Origin of the sequence: Leisingera sp. ANG59 (genome assembly GCF_013317235.1) — a bacterium.
In the GTDB taxonomy this organism is placed as follows: domain Bacteria; phylum Pseudomonadota; class Alphaproteobacteria; order Rhodobacterales; family Rhodobacteraceae; genus Leisingera.
This window is the reverse complement of sequence record NZ_WLCM01000001.1, coordinates 302814-318251: the sequence shown is the minus strand read 5'-3', so window position 1 is coordinate 318251 and position 15438 is coordinate 302814. Positions and strand designations below refer to the sequence as shown.

The following is a 15438-nucleotide window of genomic DNA, read 5'->3' as shown; positions in this document are numbered from 1 at the left end:
AAGAGGACCCGCTGTAAATGTTACGCCGCCTTGTTCCCATCACTGTACTTGCCGCCGCCAGCGCGCTGGCGATTCCGCTGGCCGCCGGCAATGGCGGTCCGGAAAAGGACTCTTTGGAATGCCCACAGGGGCTGGCAATGAAAGCCTCTCAATGCACGCCCGGGCCGGTCGCCAAGAAGTTCTACCGCCGCGGCGACCACATCCTGGATGATTACACCTGGATCGGCGAGCCGGGCCATTGGGCGCCGGACCCCTATGGCACCTATGTGCAGGCCGGCGGCTACGTCTATCAGGTGAACCGTGAAACGCAGAAGGTGCTGCGCCTGATCGGTGCCGCAGGCGATTTACCCAAGTAACCCGCGTGCAGCGCTGCCAGAACCCGCACGGCCCGGAAATGTGCAAGCTCACTCAGCAGCCAAGCCTAGCTGCGGCGCATCGCAAAAGAAAGGGGGCACACGCGCCCCGTCCCCGGCAAGGGTCTAGCCCGCTAAAACGATAAATTCAGCTGGCTTGACGGCTCAAGGGCCAATGGAGACTGGCAAACACGTAAGCGTATTGTCCCAGACACGGGCACAGCTGGACACAACCTGAGCAAACTCGCGTTTTGTCTCAATCGTTGAAGTCAAGATCCGCCACTCGTAGATTCTGGCGTCTGTCAGGCGGTCCCCAAGTTCCTTCCCCATGACAGGGTAGAACCAAAACCGAAGCTTCCCCGACAGCGCACGCCACTCTTGAATTTGCCGGCGGCCTTCAGCGGTTTCTTCGGTCTCCAACACAGTAAACAACGCACTGCATTCACACAGATCCCTTGCCCCGAAGAAGCACTTGGCAACACGTTCAGCATTCGCAGATGGAGGTTGCAGCATCAGTATCAAACCTGCCGCAAGCCCTGCCAATTTCATTCCGCAGCCACTTTCCGAGCCGCCAGAATGTCCTTCAGATAGCGCCCGGTGTGGCTGCGCACCTCATCGGCCACAGCTTCCGGCGTGCCCGCCGCCACGATCTCGCCGCCGCCGTCGCCGCCCTCCGGGCCGATGTCGATGATCCAGTCGGCAGTTTTGACCACATCCAGATTGTGCTCGATCACCACCACCGAATTGCCCTGCTCCACCAGCTCATGCAGCACTTCCAAGAGCTTCTTAACGTCCTCGAAATGCAGGCCGGTGGTCGGCTCATCCAGAATATACAGCGTCCGCCCGGTGGAGCGTTTCGACAGCTCCTTGGACAGTTTCACCCGCTGTGCCTCTCCGCCGGACAGCGTCGTCGCCTGCTGGCCCACCTTGATATAGCCAAGGCCCACCCGCATCAGCGCGTCCATCTTGTCGCGGATCGCAGGTACCGCCTGGAAGAAGGTCTGCGCATCTTCCACAGTCATATCAAGCACATCGGCAATGCTCTTGCCCTTGAACTTGATCTCCAGAGTCTCGCGGTTGTATCGCGCGCCCTTGCAGGTCTCGCAGGTCACATAGACATCGGGCAGGAAATGCATCTCAATCTTGATGACGCCGTCGCCCTGGCAGGCCTCGCAGCGGCCGCCCTTGACGTTGAAGGAGAACCGCCCGGGCTTGTAGCCGCGCGCCTTGGCCTCCGGCAGTCCGGCAAACCAGTCGCGGATCGGGGTGAAGGCGCCGGTGTAGGTCGCGGGATTCGACCGCGGCGTGCGCCCGATCGGGCGCTGGTCGATGTCGATCACCTTGTCCAGATGCTCCAGCCCCTTGATGCTCTCGCAAGGCGCAGGCGTCTGGCGCGCGCCATTGAGCCGCATCGAGGCGGTCTTGAACAGCGTCTCGATGGTCAGCGTCGACTTGCCGCCGCCGGACACGCCGGTCACGCAGACGAACTTGCCCAGCGGGAATTCGGCCGTCACCTCTTTCAGATTGTTGCCGGTGGCCTTGACCACCTTGATCTTCTTCTTGTTGCCCTTGCGTCGCTTCGTGGGCACCGCGATCTCCCGCGTGCCTGCCAGATACTGGCCGGTGATCGAACCTGCATCAGAGGCAATCATCTGCGGCGTGCCGTGGCTCACCACCTCGCCGCCATGCACCCCGGCGCCGGGGCCGATGTCGAACACATAATCCGCCTGGCGGATCATGTCCTCGTCATGCTCCACCACGATCACCGTGTTGCCCTGGTCGCGCAGGTTCTTCAGGGTGCCGATCAGCCGATCGTTGTCGCGTTGGTGCAACCCGATCGACGGCTCGTCCAGAACGTAGAGAACCCCTGTCAGGCCAGAGCCGATCTGGCTCGCCAGACGGATCCGCTGGCTCTCGCCGCCGGACAGGGTGCCGGATGAACGGGACAGCGTAAGGTATTCAAGGCCCACGTTATTCAGGAAACCAAGCCGCTCGCGGATCTCCTTGACGATGGCGCGGGCGATTTCCTGCTTCTGCTGGCTCAAGTGGTTCGGCACATCTTCGATCCAGGCCAGCGCCTCGCGGATCGACAGCTGCACCACCTGCCCCACATGCACGCCGGCAATCTTCACCGCCAGCGCCTCGTCGCGCAGCCGGTAGCCCTCGCAGTGATGGCAATGTCGGTTGTTCTGGTAGCGCTCGAATTCCTCGCGGATCCAGTTGGAATCGGTTTCGCGGTAGCGCCGCTCCATGTTCGGGATGACACCCTCAAACGTCCGCTCCACCTGGTAGACCCGCCCGCCCTCGTCATAGCGGAACAGGATCTCCTCCTCGCCGGAACCGTACAGAAACACCTTCTGCACCTTCTCGGGCAGGTCCTTCCAGACGGTGTTCTTGTCGAACTCGTAGTGCCGCGCGATGGCCTCGATGGTCTGCAGGAAATAAGGCGACTTGCCCTTGCGCCAGGGCGCCAGCGCGCCGTCATAGACCTTCAGGCTCTGGTCCGGCACCACCAGGCGTTCGTCAAAGAACAGTTCAACTCCCAGCCCGTCGCATTCCGGACAGGCCCCGAACGGCGCGTTGAAGGAAAACAGCCGCGGCTCGATCTCCGGGATGGTGAAGCCGCTGACCGGGCAGGCAAAATTTTCGCTGAAGGTGATCCGCTCCGGCTCGCCCTCCTTGGGCGCGGTTTCCAGAATGGCAATGCCGTCGGCGAGGTCCAGCGCGGTGCGCAAACTGTCGGCCAGCCGCGTCTCCATGCCTTCGCGAACCACCAGACGGTCGACCACCACGTCGATGTCATGGCGGAACTTCTTGTCCAGCACCGGCGGCTCGTCCAGTTCATAGAACGCGCCGTCCACCTTCACCCGCTGAAAGCCCTGCTTGCGCAATTCCAGGAATTCCTTCTTGTACTCGCCCTTGCGGTCGCGCACGATCGGCGCCAGCAGGTAGCCGCGGGTGCCCTCCTCCATCTCCATGATCCGGTCGACCATGTCCTGCACCTGCTGCGCTTCGATCGGCAGCCCGGTGGCCGGGGAATAGGGCGTGCCCGCTCGGGCAAACAAAAGGCGCAGATAGTCATAGATCTCCGTCACCGTGCCAACGGTGGAGCGCGGGTTCTTCGAGGTTGTCTTCTGCTCGATCGAAATCGCCGGAGACAACCCGCTGATATGGTCCACATCCGGCTTTTCCATCATGTCGAGGAACTGGCGCGCATAGGCGCTGAGAGATTCCACATAGCGGCGCTGGCCCTCGGCATAGATGGTATCGAATGCCAGCGAGGACTTGCCCGAACCCGAAAGGCCGGTGATCACCACCAGCTCATCGCGCGGAATATCCACGTCGATGCTCTTCAGATTGTGCTCGCGCGCGCCGCGCACTTCGATGGATTTCAGCTCAGCCATAATGCCCCCGTACCCGCGCCGCCGAACCCTTGGCGGACGCCCGCCCTACAGATAGGGAATGCTGTGGAAAACGCCAAGGGCAAAATGAGAACATTGCACGAACAGGATGAAGTTTGCTGACAGCAGCTGGCAGCAGCCGGAAAACACGCGTTTGCCTGCCCGGAATCCGGTGCGATTTCCGGCGCGCCGCGCCCCCCGCGGCGCCCGGCCCAACGGAAGACGGTCTCCAAAGGGGACCGGTGACGGGCGGGAGCGGCGCCTAGGCCCAGGCCCTCCGCCGCGTGGCCAGCAGCTGATGCACCAGGATGCCCGCCAGGAACAGCACGCAGACCACCAGCATCATGCCGCCGTAGCCTGCAACCCCCAGCGACGCCAGCAGCAGCGGCGTGCCGATCACATTTCCGGCATTGCCCGCCTGCGACATGGCACCATTGGACTCGGCCTGGTCCGCCGCAGTGGTGTTCAGCTGCGGCACCGAGGCAAAGCTGCCGCTCTGCACCAGCCCAAAGGCGGCGGCCAGCGCAAAGCAGGCCAGCCAATCCCCCGGCATCATCCACAGCCACAGGCCCGCCGCGGCGCAAAGCGCAAACCCCAACTGGATCAGCTGCACCGCCGGCATCACCCGCAGCAGCGCCACGCCGATCACCATCGAAGAGGCAATGGAGATCAGCGGAAACGCCCCCATCACAAAGGCCCGCTGCCCCTCCGGCAGATGCGGCGGCAGCACCGTCAGCAGCGCCACAAAACAGGTGGTGTAAAACAGCCAGCCCGCGGCCGGCGCCAGCTTGAACGGCGAGCGGTAGATTCGCAGATGCAGCGCCGGCAGGTTTGCCAGCTGCGGCATAGGCTGGCGCGGCGGCACCGGCAGGTCCCGCATCGCCCAGTGCAGCAGCACCGCCAGCGCCGCCATCAGCACCGCATGGGCAGCAAACAGCGCCAGCAGCCCGTGGGACGCCACCAGCGGCAGCCCCAGCCAATTGAGCAGCGCAAAGGCAACGCCGAAAAACGTGCTCCACACCGTCAGCGCGGTGCCTCGCTGCCTGTCATCAGCCAAAAGCGCCATCAGCGTCGGACCGGCCACCACGATGCCCAGATGCGACAGGCCTTCCGCCACCCGGGTGGCCAGAAACAGCCCGTAGGGCAGATGCAGCACCTGTAGCGCCGACATCGCGGCGCCGGTCCACAGCGCCCAGACCAGCGCACGCCGGTATCCGAAGGCAGAGACAACCAGCCCGGCCACCGCGCCCATCACAATGCCCAGCACGCCGGTCATCGACACACTCAGGCTCAGCGCCGCGCCGGCCTCCGGATACAGCGCGCCAAGCTGTTCAAAGACAACCGAGACCTTGCCGTATTGTGCGGCAGCGCCCAGGCCGGCCGCCCAGACCGCCAGGATCGCGCCCCAGCGGGTTTTCCCGGATGCCATCATGACCGCTGCCTCTGATTGTTCGTATTCTGCCCCTGGTTACCCCAGCGTTCCGCCAGAGGCCAGAGGGCCGGAATATTCTGACGCAGCGCCCCTGTAGAGAACAGTTCCACGTAGAAAAGGCGGTCCTCAGCAGGCCGCCTTTTCGGATCGCTGCTGCCACCGGCAGCTTACATATGGATCACCCGGCCATAGGCGTCGAGCACCGATTCATGCATCATCTCGCTCAGCGTCGGGTGCGGGAAGACGGTGTTCATCAGGTCTTCCTCGGTGGTCTCCAGCTGGCGGCCGACCACATAGCCCTGGATCATCTCGGTCACTTCGGCGCCGACCATGTGGGCGCCCAGCAGTTCGCCGGTCTTGGCATCAAAGATGGTCTTGACCATGCCCTCGGCCTCCCCCAGCGCAATCGCCTTGCCGTTGCCGATGAAGGGGAAGCGGCCGACCTTGATGTCGTAGCCCAGCTCCTTGGCCTTGGCCTCGGTATAGCCGACAGAGGCGACCTGCGGCTGGCAGTAGGTGCAGCCGGCAATGCTTTCGGGCTTCACCGGGTGCGCGTGCTTGCCCGCGATCAGCTCGGCCACCATGACACCCTCGTGGGATGCCTTATGCGCCAGCCAGGGCGCGCCGGCGATGTCGCCGATGGCATAAAGGCCGTCGACGCCGGTGCGGCAGAATTCGTCGGTGATTACATGGGTCCGGTCGACCTTGACGCCCAGCTCTTCCAGCCCCAGGCCCTCGACGTTGCCGACGATCCCCACGGCGGAGATCACAGTGTCGAATTCCTGCTTCTCCACCTTGCCCCCGACCTCGATATGGGCGGTCACCTTGCCCTTGCCGCGGTCCAGCTGCTTGACCATGGCTTTCTCCATGATCTTCATGCCCTGTTTGACAAAGGCCTTCTTGGCGAAGGCGGAGATTTCCGCGTCCTCGACCGGCAGCACCCGGTCCATCACCTCAACCACTGTCGTTTCGGCACCCAGCGTATTGTAGAAGCTGGCAAATTCGATGCCGATGGCGCCGGAGCCGATCACCAGCAGCTTCTTGGGCATCCGCACCGGCTGCAGCGCGTGCTTGTAGGTCCAGACCAGATCGCCGTCCGCTTCCAGCCCCGGCAGTTCGCGGGCGCGGGCGCCGGTGGCCAGCACGATGTTCTTGGCGGTCAGCTCCTGCGTGCCCTTGTCGGTCTTGACCGACACCTTACCCTTGGCCGGAATGGACGCTTCGCCCATCACCACGTCGATCTTGTTCTTCTTCATCAGGTGGCCGATGCCGGAGGACAGCTGTTTCGCCACCCCGCGCGAGCGTTTGACCACCGCATTCAGGTCATAGCCGACATTCTCAGCCTTCAGGCCGAAATCCTTGGCCCGCTCCATCAGGTGGAACACTTCCGACGACCGCAGCAGCGCCTTGGTCGGGATACAGCCCCAGTTCAGGCAGATGCCGCCCAGGTGCTCGCGCTCGACCACGCAGGTTTTGAGGCCCAGCTGCGCCGCGCGGATGGCGGCGACATAGCCCCCCGGTCCTGCGCCGATTACGATCACGTCATAAGATTGTGCGGCCATGTTGCTCCCTCGCCCTCGAACAGGTTCCAAAACTAGTTTACCGTTAAACTAGTTTTCGCTGCACTGCAATCACCCTGTGCTGCGGCATAGCGGCCTTGCATTTTCCGGCAGGTTTCCGCTTGGCAGCCCGGGCAGCTCCAGGCCACCATAGGCCGTAAGCTTCCTTCAATCCACAACCCCGGACTGGATGTTTATGGCCAAAATACTTTACGACCTCACCAAGACGCTTTTGAATGCCACCCTGATCCTGCTCGCGCTCTGCCTGTTCCTGGGATGGAAGCTGATGGCCGCTGCCGAAGGCGTCACCGCCAACGCTGCGGCCCTAGCGGACCGCGTTACGCCGCTGCGCACCTCCGTGACAGGCCTGCAGGCGGAGGTCGCTGCTTTGCGCGGTTCGCTAACGGAAGGCACGGCGTCTGCCGCCCGGTTCGACAAACTGGAGGAGCGCTTGGCGCAATTACAGGCCAGCGTCTCGGAAATGCGCGCGCTGCCGCAGCAGGCCGCGGCTGAGGCCGCGCGGGCCGGTGCCGCGGAACTAGCCGGCCGGATCATCCGGGCCGCGCCTCTGCTGAAAGAAGGCAGCGCGTGCGGTTCAGGCGAAAGCTGATCCGCGGTCAGCCCTTGGCAGCATAGGCCTCCAGAAGCCCGCCGAATTCTTCCATCGAGGGGAAGTGCTCGAAGCTGTGCTCAGCGTCAACGAAGGCAAAGGGATGCTTGGCCGCAGTCCAGGTTTCGATGAAGGGGGTGAACCAGCTTGTGTCCGCGAACATCGTCGGGCGCACGTTCACAAAGGCCTCAACGCCGCTGATCCGGGTGAACATCCACGTTAGGCACTCCGGGCAGCAGTAGTGCGCCAGGTCTTCGCCCTTTGCGCCGCCTGCAACCGGAGTGCCCTGCACAACGCGGAACGCCTCTGACGGGAACATCGCGGTCAGGGAAAACGCGCTGGCGCTCATCTTCTGGCAGCCGCGGCAATGGCAGGCAGCGGTCAGCAGCGGCGGCATGGCGGCTTCGATTTCTGTGGCGCCGCAGCGGCAGCTGCCGGTCATCGGGAAAGGCGGAAGGGTCATAGGGGCCTCAAATGGGTGTCTGAAATCAGGGACCGCTTCCCTGCCGCAAACACACCCCCGGCACAAGGGCCGCCAAAAAAAACGCCGCGCCCGTTTCCAGAGCGCGGCGGTCAAATCTTCGGGCATCGCCGGAGTCAGCCGGCCGCTTGCATCTGCCGCACGGTCTCGCCATAGCCGCCGGCCTGCACATAGTCCCGTTCCGGACTGGTGCTGGCGCGGCTCAGGACTTCGTTGCGGTAGGGGAAGCGGCCGAACTGGCGGATCACTTCTCGGTGAGCGCGCGCGTGCAGCAGGTTGCCGGTGCCGCTCTCCGGCATCCGCTCCATCATCAGCCGGATGCAGCGTTCCTGGTCGCAGAGGTTTTCCGAATGCATCAGCGGCAAGTAGAAGAACTGCCGGGCCGGCTCGTCGATCTTCAGGTCCCAGTTCTTGTTGATCGCGATCTTCGCTGCCGACAGCGCTGCCCGATCGGAAGCAAAGGCCCGGGCATCGCCGCGGAACATGTTGCGCGGGAACTGGTCCATCAGGATGATATAGGCCAGCGTGCCGCTCGGGTATGTGAGCCAGAAGGAGAACCGGCCCTCGCAGGCTGCCTCCCAGGTGCTTTGGAACTTTTCGCGGATCTCCTGATCCAGCGCGTCATCCTGCAGATACCATCCCTTCTCCCCGACTTTGTCGAGCCAGAATGCAAGTATCTCTTCGGGACCAGCCATCGGTCGTAACTCCAAGTTTCTCCTGACCTTAACTTCAGGCCAATTTACATACCGTTTACAAGTAAGCTTGGGTCACAAATTGCGTCAGACAAGCCCTCTGTGTGAAATAATCCTCACAATTCCGGTCGGTTAGCGCAATCAGCCTGCTTCTTGAGCAGTTTCTTGCTCTTCCAGCTCGCTCTCGATGGCGTATTCCTGGGCAAATTCCACCGCCACCGGCGACACCGCCGGCGACATCACCGCATAGGCGCCGGTCTCGCCCACCGGGGTCGAGGCCCGCTGCGTCGCGCGGTAGGCGGCATAGGCTGCCATCGCAAACATCAGCGCGCCGATGAAGGTGAAGAACCCTGCCGGTCCGAACACCGCATCCTCCATCAGCCAGCCGGTGATCAGCGGCCCGGCGATGGCGCCCAAACCGTTAATGAAGATCAGCCCGCCGGAGGCCGCCGCCATGTCGTCATGTTCCAGATAGTCGTTGGTATAGGCGATCAGCAGCGAATAGAGCGGGTTCGACAGGCCGCCGATGAAGAAAGCCGCCACCAGCAGCATCTTGAATTCGAAACCGAACAGGAACCCGATCACCGCGCCGGCGCCGCCTGCCAGCGCAGCGCCCAGGATCAGAACCCGGCGGTCCATGCGGTCCGACAGCCAGCCCAGCGGGTACTGCAGCAGCATCGCACCGACATAGAAGGTGGAGACAAAAACCGACAGCTGCCACAGCGTCAGCCCGGCGGCAGAGCCGTAAACCGCGCTCATGCCGAACTGGGCGGAGAACACCCCCCCCAAAAGGAACATGCCGACACAGCCCAGCGGTGAGGTTTCAAACAGCTTGCGCAGGGTCATCGGCTTGGTGGTGTCAAACGCCGGCGTGGGCGAGATCGACAGCAGGATCGGCCCGAAGGAGACCGAAACCAGGATCGACGCGATGATAAAGGCCTCGTAACCAGCCGGGTCGCCGATCTGGATCATCATTTGGGCAGCGATGATGCCGATGGTCTGCACGATCATATAGAGCGACAGCGCCTTGCCCCGGTTGGTGTTGTCGGCGGCGTTGTTAAGCCAGCTTTCGGCGGTCACATACACGCCCGAGAAGCAGAAGCCGATGATCATCCGCCCCAGCGCCCAGGCAACGGTGTTGGGCAGCAGCGGGTACAAGATCATCACCGCAGAGATGAAGGAGGCTAGCGCCGCAAACACCCGCACATGGCCGACCCGGCGGATCATCTCCGGCGCCAGCCGCGAGCCGCCCAGGAAGCCCACGAAATAGGCCGCCATCACGATCGACATCTGGAAAGTGGAAAAGCCCTCAAGCTCGCCGCGCACACCCAGCATGGTGCCCTGCAGTCCGTTGCCCACCATCAGCAAGCAAACCCCCAGCAACAGCGCCCATGCGCTCGACAGCACCTGCAGCATTTCATGCCTCCTTCGAAAGCAAAGCAGCCCTCCACAACGGGACGGGCTGCCAACACCTTTGATTGTTATGTCCGGGCGATCAAGCCCGCCGGGCCGGTATCGCCGATTCCGATTTCAGTTTGATGAACCCTTTGCGCGCTCTCAGGGTTCCTTGGTTGCGGCGCTTGTCTACGATTCCGTGCCGCATTTCTGAGATGTATTCGCCTTCGCCGGGATCAAAAGCGACGCATCTCCGTAAGAGAAGAACCGGTAGCGCTGTTCCACCGCATGGGCATAGATGCGGCGGATCTCCTCCTGCCCCATCAGCGCCGAAACCAGCATCAGAAGCGTCGATTTCGGCAGATGGAAATTGGTCATCAGCGCATCCGCCACCTGAAACTCGAACCCCGGATAGATGAAGATGTCGGTATCGCCTTCCCAGGCGTGGATCTCCCCGTCCTTAGCAGCGCTCTCGATCAGCCGCAGCGCGGTGGTGCCGACCGGAATCACCCGCCTTCCCGCAGCCTTGGTGGCAGCAATCTCCGCTGCCGCCTCTTCGCTGACCTTGCCCCATTCCGCGTGCATCCGGTGGGTGGTCACATCCTCCACCTTGACCGGCAGGAAGGTGCCGGCGCCCACGTGCAGCGTGACATAGGAAATCTCCACCCCGCGCGCCTTCAGTGCTTCCAGCAGCGGAGTGTCAAAGTGCAGGGACGCCGTCGGCGCCGCAACCGCACCTGAATTCTTGGCCCAGACGGTCTGGTAGTCGGTCTTGTCCTGCTCATCCGCCGCCCGCTTGGCGGCGATATAGGGCGGCAGCGGCATCGCTCCGGCCTCTGCCAGCGCTGTATCGAAGTCGGTGCCGCTCAGATTGAAGCGCAGCTGCCCCTGGCCTTCCTCGATGGCCTCGAGCGCGGCGCTCAGTTCTTCGGAAAAGACAATCTCCTCCCCCGCCTTGATCTTCTTCAATGGCTTCAGCAGCGCTGACCAGCTTCCATCGGCGCGCGGCTCCAGCAGGGTCGCCTCGATCTTTGCCGCCACCGGGCCTTGCGCGCTGTCGCGGTGGCGCAGCCCGCTCAGGCGTGCAGGTATCACCTTGGTATCATTCAGCACCAGCCGGTCGCCGGGCTGCAGCCAATGGACCAGGTCGGTCACATGGCCGTCATGCAGGGCTCCGCCGTCGGCCACCAGCAGGCGGGCCGAGCTGCGCGGATTGGCAGGCCGGGTGGCAATCAGATCGTCGGGCAGGTCGAAGTCAAAATCGCTGAGTTTCATGGCGCGCGCTATAGGATGTGCAGCGGGGAAAATCTATGGCGTTTTTTGCCCGCCGCAAGGTTTACTTGTCACTGCTCCTCGGTTCGCGCACCTGTTCCTGGCCCTCCTCCAGCACCTCTCCCTCGGCAGAGAAAGCACGGTTGTCGCCAGGCACCGCCGGCGCCGGCCCGCGGAAGATCTCGCGCAGGAACCCCGGTGCCAGCCCGGCCAGCGGGTTGACGGTTACCACGGGATCATCGGCAGTGCCGCGCAGGGTGAAGGTGAAGCCGAACAGCCCTTCGCCATCCCGCGGCGACAGAACCCGCCCGATGGCATTCAAAAGGTAAACCGGCGAGATCACACCGCGCATGTTCAAACGGCTGCTGTTCAGATCGTAGTTGCCATCCACCGACAGCCCCATCGACGGGCCGACCGCGCTGCTCTGGTGCAGGATCAGATGCGAGGCCCCCAGCCGGAACCGCCCCTCCATGCTGGTGAACAGGATGCCTTGGCCGGTCATCTCATCCAGCAGGCCCACCAGGCTGATCGCATTCAGGATCGCCGCCATCGACGGCGCGTTTTGAACCCGGATATTGCGGACAGCGACCCTGCCGTCATATTCTCCCGGCGCACCGGCTGCCGGCACAAGGGTCATATCAAAGCTGCCGCCGCGTCCATGCCCGAACACCCCGGCAGAGCGGAACACCCCGCCCGCATCATTGGACCGGATGCGCGAGGCGGTGCCGCCGTTCTGCGGCACCACCGTGCCGGCCACCGGTGTCTGACCGTTCAAACGTGCGGTGAACTCCCCGTTCATGCCGCCGCGGGTGGAAAACCGGCCCTGGAAATTCTGCAGCCCGATGCTGTCGGTCACTTGCAGATTCTGCAGCCGCAGCGTCACTGGTACATCGCCGCCGCGGCTGCTGCCGCCCCCGCTTGCCGTACCCGAGAACGGGGAGCGGTGCAGATCCAGCCGCCCGCCGGTGACCGCGATAGCCGGCGCCGCGGCGCCACGGCCTGTAAAGGTTACCGCGCCCTGGAACCAGTTGCCCGCCCGTGCCGAAGTGAACACTGCCTGATCCAGCCCGCCGGTCTTAAGCGTCGTGACCCGGCCCGTGGCCGACAGGCCCGGAGCCTCCAGTTCCAGCCGCTCCACCGTGGCGCTTTCTGCCAGCGTTGCGGTCATCGACAGCTTTCCGGCTGCGCCTTCCGGCTTGCGCCAGCTGATTTCCGGGATCCGCAGGCCTGCGCCCTGCAGATCCGACTGCAGGTCCAGCCGCGGCGGCGCACCCGGCTTCAGATCCACCGCATAGCGCCCCTGCGCCGTGCCGGTGACAGCCCCGCGCGGCAGGCCGATTTTGAAAGCCTCCACTGCCGCCGCCGACAGTTCGATTGTCCCTTCGACCCGGCTGTCCGGCGCGGCATCCTTGCCGATCTTCTGCTGCCAGCTGGCACTCAGCGGCACGCCGGACAGGCTGCCATCACCGCTGATCCGCACCTGCCCCTGATCGCCCTCGATATGCAACAGCGGTGCCGCCGCAACATGGCCAGGCACCAGCTTGCCGGATTCCACGCCACGCACGGTGCCGCGGTAATGGTATAGGATCTGCTCCACCGGGATCTTCTTCTGCAGCGGCAGCGCCAGCGTGCCCTCGGCCTCCACCTGGCCTTCCGCCAGATCCACCGGCAGGCTGGCCTTGTCCATCACCCGCAAGGGCTCCCGGTTCAATAGCGACAGCGCCGCCGTGGCAGAGCCCTTCGCCTTGATCCGGGCAATCCCCGGGGTGCCCTCCTTGGCAGAGACATCCGGGATGATAAAGGACGTGCCGGCGATCTCCACCGCACCGCCCTGATCCGCCATCACCGCACCGCCGGAGGCCGTGACCACAAACCGCTGGCCGTACAGGCTCAGCTGGCCGGAGCCGCCCCGCACAGGCGGCATGAATTTCTGAAACACCACCTCGGCATCCTCAAACGCCAGGTCCAGGCTGACAAACGGCTTGCCGCTGCCGCGCCCGCGCAGGTGGAAACCGACATCGCGCACCAGCCCGGCAAGGAGGTTTTCGCCCACCCAGTCCCGAGGCTTGGGCGCCAGCACCGAGGGCCACAGTTCCTTGACCCGCTTCACCCGCACCTGATCGACGCTGCCGTTCAGGTCATAGTCCCAGCCCTCCGGGCCGGCCCCGACCACACCGTCAAAGTGAATGCGGCTGGCCCCGTCCCGCACCAGCATTTCACCCAGCCGCAGCCTGAAGGGGTTGAGCCGCAGATCAAAATCCGCATCCACCGCGGGAAGCTCCACCGGGGTTTCAAACAGGCGGCGCGGGTTCAGCGTCAGATCCGAGAACCGCAGCTGCCCCACCAGCCCGGCCAGCTGGCCGTTCTGCACCCCGGCGAGGCTCGCCTGCCCCTGCATCACCCCGGAGCCCCAGCCGCTTTCTATGCTCAGCTCAGAAAACGCCAGCAGCTGGCGCGCCGGGTCATAGGTGAAATAGCTGCGCGCGCCCTGGATCGGCACCGGTCGGGTTTGCGCCGCCGGCTGGATCACCCCCTTGCCGATGCGCAAGCTGGCCTGCACCGGCTGCACCAAGCCGTCCGCCGCCACACCGCCGCGCAAGGAGCCCGAGATCGGCGCTTGCATCACCCCCAGCCAGCCCAAAGCCGGGCTTTGCGCCGCGATGTCCTCACTGGCGATGTCCGACACCAGCACCCCGAACTCAGCCTCATGGGTGCCGATTTCCGAGGCATAGCTGGCCTCCACAGTGCCCACCTCGCCGCGCCCGCTGAGAACCGAGAACGCCGCCGACAAGGAGACCGAGTCGCCTTCGCGCTGCAAACCGATCCGGCCGCCATCCAGGGTCCAGCCGCGGCCCAGCCTGTCATCGGTGTAGGACAGCGTCAGCTCGCTGGTTTCGACCTCGGTCAGCGCGGCCAGCACCGGCTTTTGCAGCTGGCTGTCCCATTGCTCGACCAGCTCCACCAGGCTGGCCGCCCGCCGTGTCGGTGCCGCACCGCTGGCGAAACTCAGCGCCAGACTGCCGTCCTCATTGCGCCGCAGCGCCGCAAACAGCCCGCTCAGCGCGATCCGCTTGGGCTGGATCCGCCCCTGCWGCAGGGGCCGCATCGCCAGGCTCGCCTGGGCATCGGCCAACTGGGCAAAGACGCTGCCATCCGGGTGCCGCAACACCACATCCCGCAGGCTCACCCGCGGCCGCCAGCCCTTGTTAACCACAACTTGGATGGCGCCGAACTCGACCTGCAACCCGTTCAGATGCCGCTCGATCCGGGCTTCAACCCGGTCCCTGACCCAATCCGGTGCATCCAGCCGTGTGCCGATCCCGAAATAGACCGCGCCGGCAGCCAGAAAACTCAGCAGCGCCAGCACCCAGACCAGCCCGCGCAGCAGCCGCCAGCGCCGCCGCCGCGGCACAGCCCGCACAGCCGCGTCCGTTACCGGCGCGGGACCGGAAACCGGCACCGCCTCGGCGGCGGCGCGGTGATTCTCGCCGGCGGGTTTGATCTCAGCTTTCCCTTCGCTGCTCATGGGTTATGGTCGCCGCGCAGTGATTTGCGCAAAAGACAGGAGACAGGCCAATGCTCGACGTTTCAGATCCCGCCCCTTCCTTTACCCTGCCCCGCGGCGGCGGCGGAGAGGTCACGTTGTCCAGCCTCCGGGGCGCGCCCGTGGTACTGTTCTTCTACCCCCGCGATAATACCCCCGGCTGCACCAAAGAATCCATCGCCTTTTCAGAGGCTTTGCAGTCCTTCGCCGATGCCGGCGCTCACGTTTTCGGGATTTCCAAGGACAGTCTCAAGAAGCATGAGAATTTTACCGCCAAACACGGGCTGACCACGCCGCTTCTGTCGGATGCGGACAGCACCGTCTGCGAGGACTACGGCGTCTGGAAGGAAAAGAGCATGTACGGCAAGAAGCACTGGGGCATTGAGCGCTCCACCTTCCTGATCGGTGCGGACGGCAGGATCGCCCGCGTCTGGCGCAAGGTGAAGGTGGACGGCCACGCCGAGGAAGTGCTGGAAGCGGTCCGCGCTCTCTGAGCCACCCCGCCCAGACGCCGCGGGGCGCTCCCGCCGGCTCCGCCCGCGCCCTGCCGGGCGCAGGCTTCCCTGTTGGGCCCGGCGCCGCCCCGCGGGGGCGGCGCGCAGCGCGCGGAAGGCGCGCTGCCTGGCCCAAGGCTGCCAGGGCGATCAGCCTGCTGATCACCCGCAGGCGCGGGAGCACTCCCTTTTCCGCTCTGGACTC

At 64.4% G+C, this 15438-nt stretch carries 11 protein-coding genes; 3 read left to right on the top strand and 8 right to left on the bottom strand.

Annotation, left to right across the window (positions count from 1 at the left end):
* Window positions 1-17 precede the first annotated feature (17 nt).
* Complete coding sequence (locus GKC28_RS01605) at window positions 18-356, top strand: hypothetical protein (RefSeq protein ID WP_254604113.1); 339 nt, start codon at window positions 18-20, stop codon at window positions 354-356.
* A 542-nt stretch (window positions 357-898) separates the two neighbouring features.
* Here GKC28_RS01605 and uvrA read toward each other — a convergent pair.
* The 3 genes from uvrA to lpdA form a co-directional block, all read right to left on the bottom strand.
* Window positions 899-3757: an excinuclease ABC subunit UvrA gene (uvrA, locus tag GKC28_RS01600; RefSeq protein WP_174144783.1), complete on the bottom strand. Its 2859-nt coding sequence runs from the start codon at window positions 3755-3757 to the stop codon at window positions 899-901.
* 259 nt (window positions 3758-4016) lie between these two features.
* Complete coding sequence (locus tag GKC28_RS01595) at window positions 4017-5186, bottom strand: MFS transporter (RefSeq protein WP_174144782.1); 1170 nt, start codon at window positions 5184-5186, stop codon at window positions 4017-4019.
* Window positions 5187-5353: 167 nt separating this feature from the next.
* On the bottom strand, window positions 5354-6748 hold the full coding sequence (gene lpdA, locus GKC28_RS01590; RefSeq protein ID WP_174144781.1) for a dihydrolipoyl dehydrogenase: 1395 nt from the start codon (window positions 6746-6748) through the stop codon (window positions 5354-5356).
* Between the two features lie 193 nt (window positions 6749-6941).
* Between lpdA and GKC28_RS01585 the strand changes: the two genes are divergently transcribed.
* Window positions 6942-7355 carry a hypothetical protein gene (locus GKC28_RS01585; protein ID WP_174144780.1) on the top strand — a complete coding sequence of 138 codons (414 nt, stop codon included), beginning with the start codon at window positions 6942-6944 and terminating at the stop codon, window positions 7353-7355.
* Between the two features lie 7 nt (window positions 7356-7362).
* Here GKC28_RS01585 and GKC28_RS01580 read toward each other — a convergent pair whose 3' ends face one another.
* From GKC28_RS01580 to GKC28_RS01560, 5 genes are all read right to left on the bottom strand, one after another.
* The gene (locus GKC28_RS01580; protein WP_174144779.1) at window positions 7363-7818 is read right to left on the bottom strand and encodes a GFA family protein; all 456 of its coding nucleotides are present in this window, start codon (window positions 7816-7818) and stop codon (window positions 7363-7365) included.
* A gap of 134 nt (window positions 7819-7952) precedes the next feature.
* Entirely contained in the window at window positions 7953-8531 is a 579-nt protein-coding gene (locus tag GKC28_RS01575) for a DUF924 family protein (RefSeq protein ID WP_174144778.1), read from the bottom strand.
* Window positions 8532-8669: 138 nt separating this feature from the next.
* Window positions 8670-9944 carry an MFS transporter gene (locus GKC28_RS01570; RefSeq protein WP_174144777.1) on the bottom strand — a complete coding sequence of 425 codons (1275 nt, stop codon included), beginning with the start codon at window positions 9942-9944 and terminating at the stop codon, window positions 8670-8672.
* A gap of 168 nt (window positions 9945-10112) precedes the next feature.
* The gene (gene queA / locus GKC28_RS01565) at window positions 10113-11198 is read right to left on the bottom strand and encodes a tRNA preQ1(34) S-adenosylmethionine ribosyltransferase-isomerase QueA (RefSeq protein ID WP_174144776.1); all 1086 of its coding nucleotides are present in this window, start codon (window positions 11196-11198) and stop codon (window positions 10113-10115) included.
* A gap of 61 nt (window positions 11199-11259) precedes the next feature.
* Complete coding sequence (locus GKC28_RS01560; protein WP_174144775.1) at window positions 11260-14721, bottom strand: AsmA-like C-terminal region-containing protein; 3462 nt, start codon at window positions 14719-14721, stop codon at window positions 11260-11262.
* A gap of 50 nt (window positions 14722-14771) precedes the next feature.
* Between GKC28_RS01560 and GKC28_RS01555 the strand changes: the two genes are divergently transcribed.
* Window positions 14772-15233: a peroxiredoxin gene (locus GKC28_RS01555; protein WP_174144774.1), complete on the top strand. Its 462-nt coding sequence runs from the start codon at window positions 14772-14774 to the stop codon at window positions 15231-15233.
* The last annotated feature ends 205 nt before the right edge of the window (window positions 15234-15438 follow it).

Bases quoted from the DNA above. Each gene is read 5' to 3' on its own strand.
- GKC28_RS01605 (WP_254604113.1), top strand. From the start codon at position 18: ATGTTACGCCGCCTTGTTCCCATCACTGTACTTGCCGCCGCCAGCGCG.
- uvrA (WP_174144783.1), bottom strand. From the start codon at position 3,757: ATGGCTGAGCTGAAATCCATCGAAGTGCGCGGCGCGCGCGAGCACAAT.
- GKC28_RS01595 (WP_174144782.1), bottom strand. From the start codon at position 5,186: ATGATGGCATCCGGGAAAACCCGCTGGGGCGCGATCCTGGCGGTCTGG.
- lpdA (WP_174144781.1), bottom strand. From the start codon at position 6,748: ATGGCCGCACAATCTTATGACGTGATCGTAATCGGCGCAGGACCGGGG.
- GKC28_RS01585 (WP_174144780.1), top strand. From the start codon at position 6,942: ATGGCCAAAATACTTTACGACCTCACCAAGACGCTTTTGAATGCCACC.
- GKC28_RS01580 (WP_174144779.1), bottom strand. From the start codon at position 7,818: ATGACCCTTCCGCCTTTCCCGATGACCGGCAGCTGCCGCTGCGGCGCC.
- GKC28_RS01575 (WP_174144778.1), bottom strand. From the start codon at position 8,531: ATGGCTGGTCCCGAAGAGATACTTGCATTCTGGCTCGACAAAGTCGGG.
- GKC28_RS01570 (WP_174144777.1), bottom strand. From the start codon at position 9,944: ATGCTGCAGGTGCTGTCGAGCGCATGGGCGCTGTTGCTGGGGGTTTGC.
- queA (WP_174144776.1), bottom strand. From the start codon at position 11,198: ATGAAACTCAGCGATTTTGACTTCGACCTGCCCGACGATCTGATTGCC.
- GKC28_RS01555 (WP_174144774.1), top strand. From the start codon at position 14,772: ATGCTCGACGTTTCAGATCCCGCCCCTTCCTTTACCCTGCCCCGCGGC.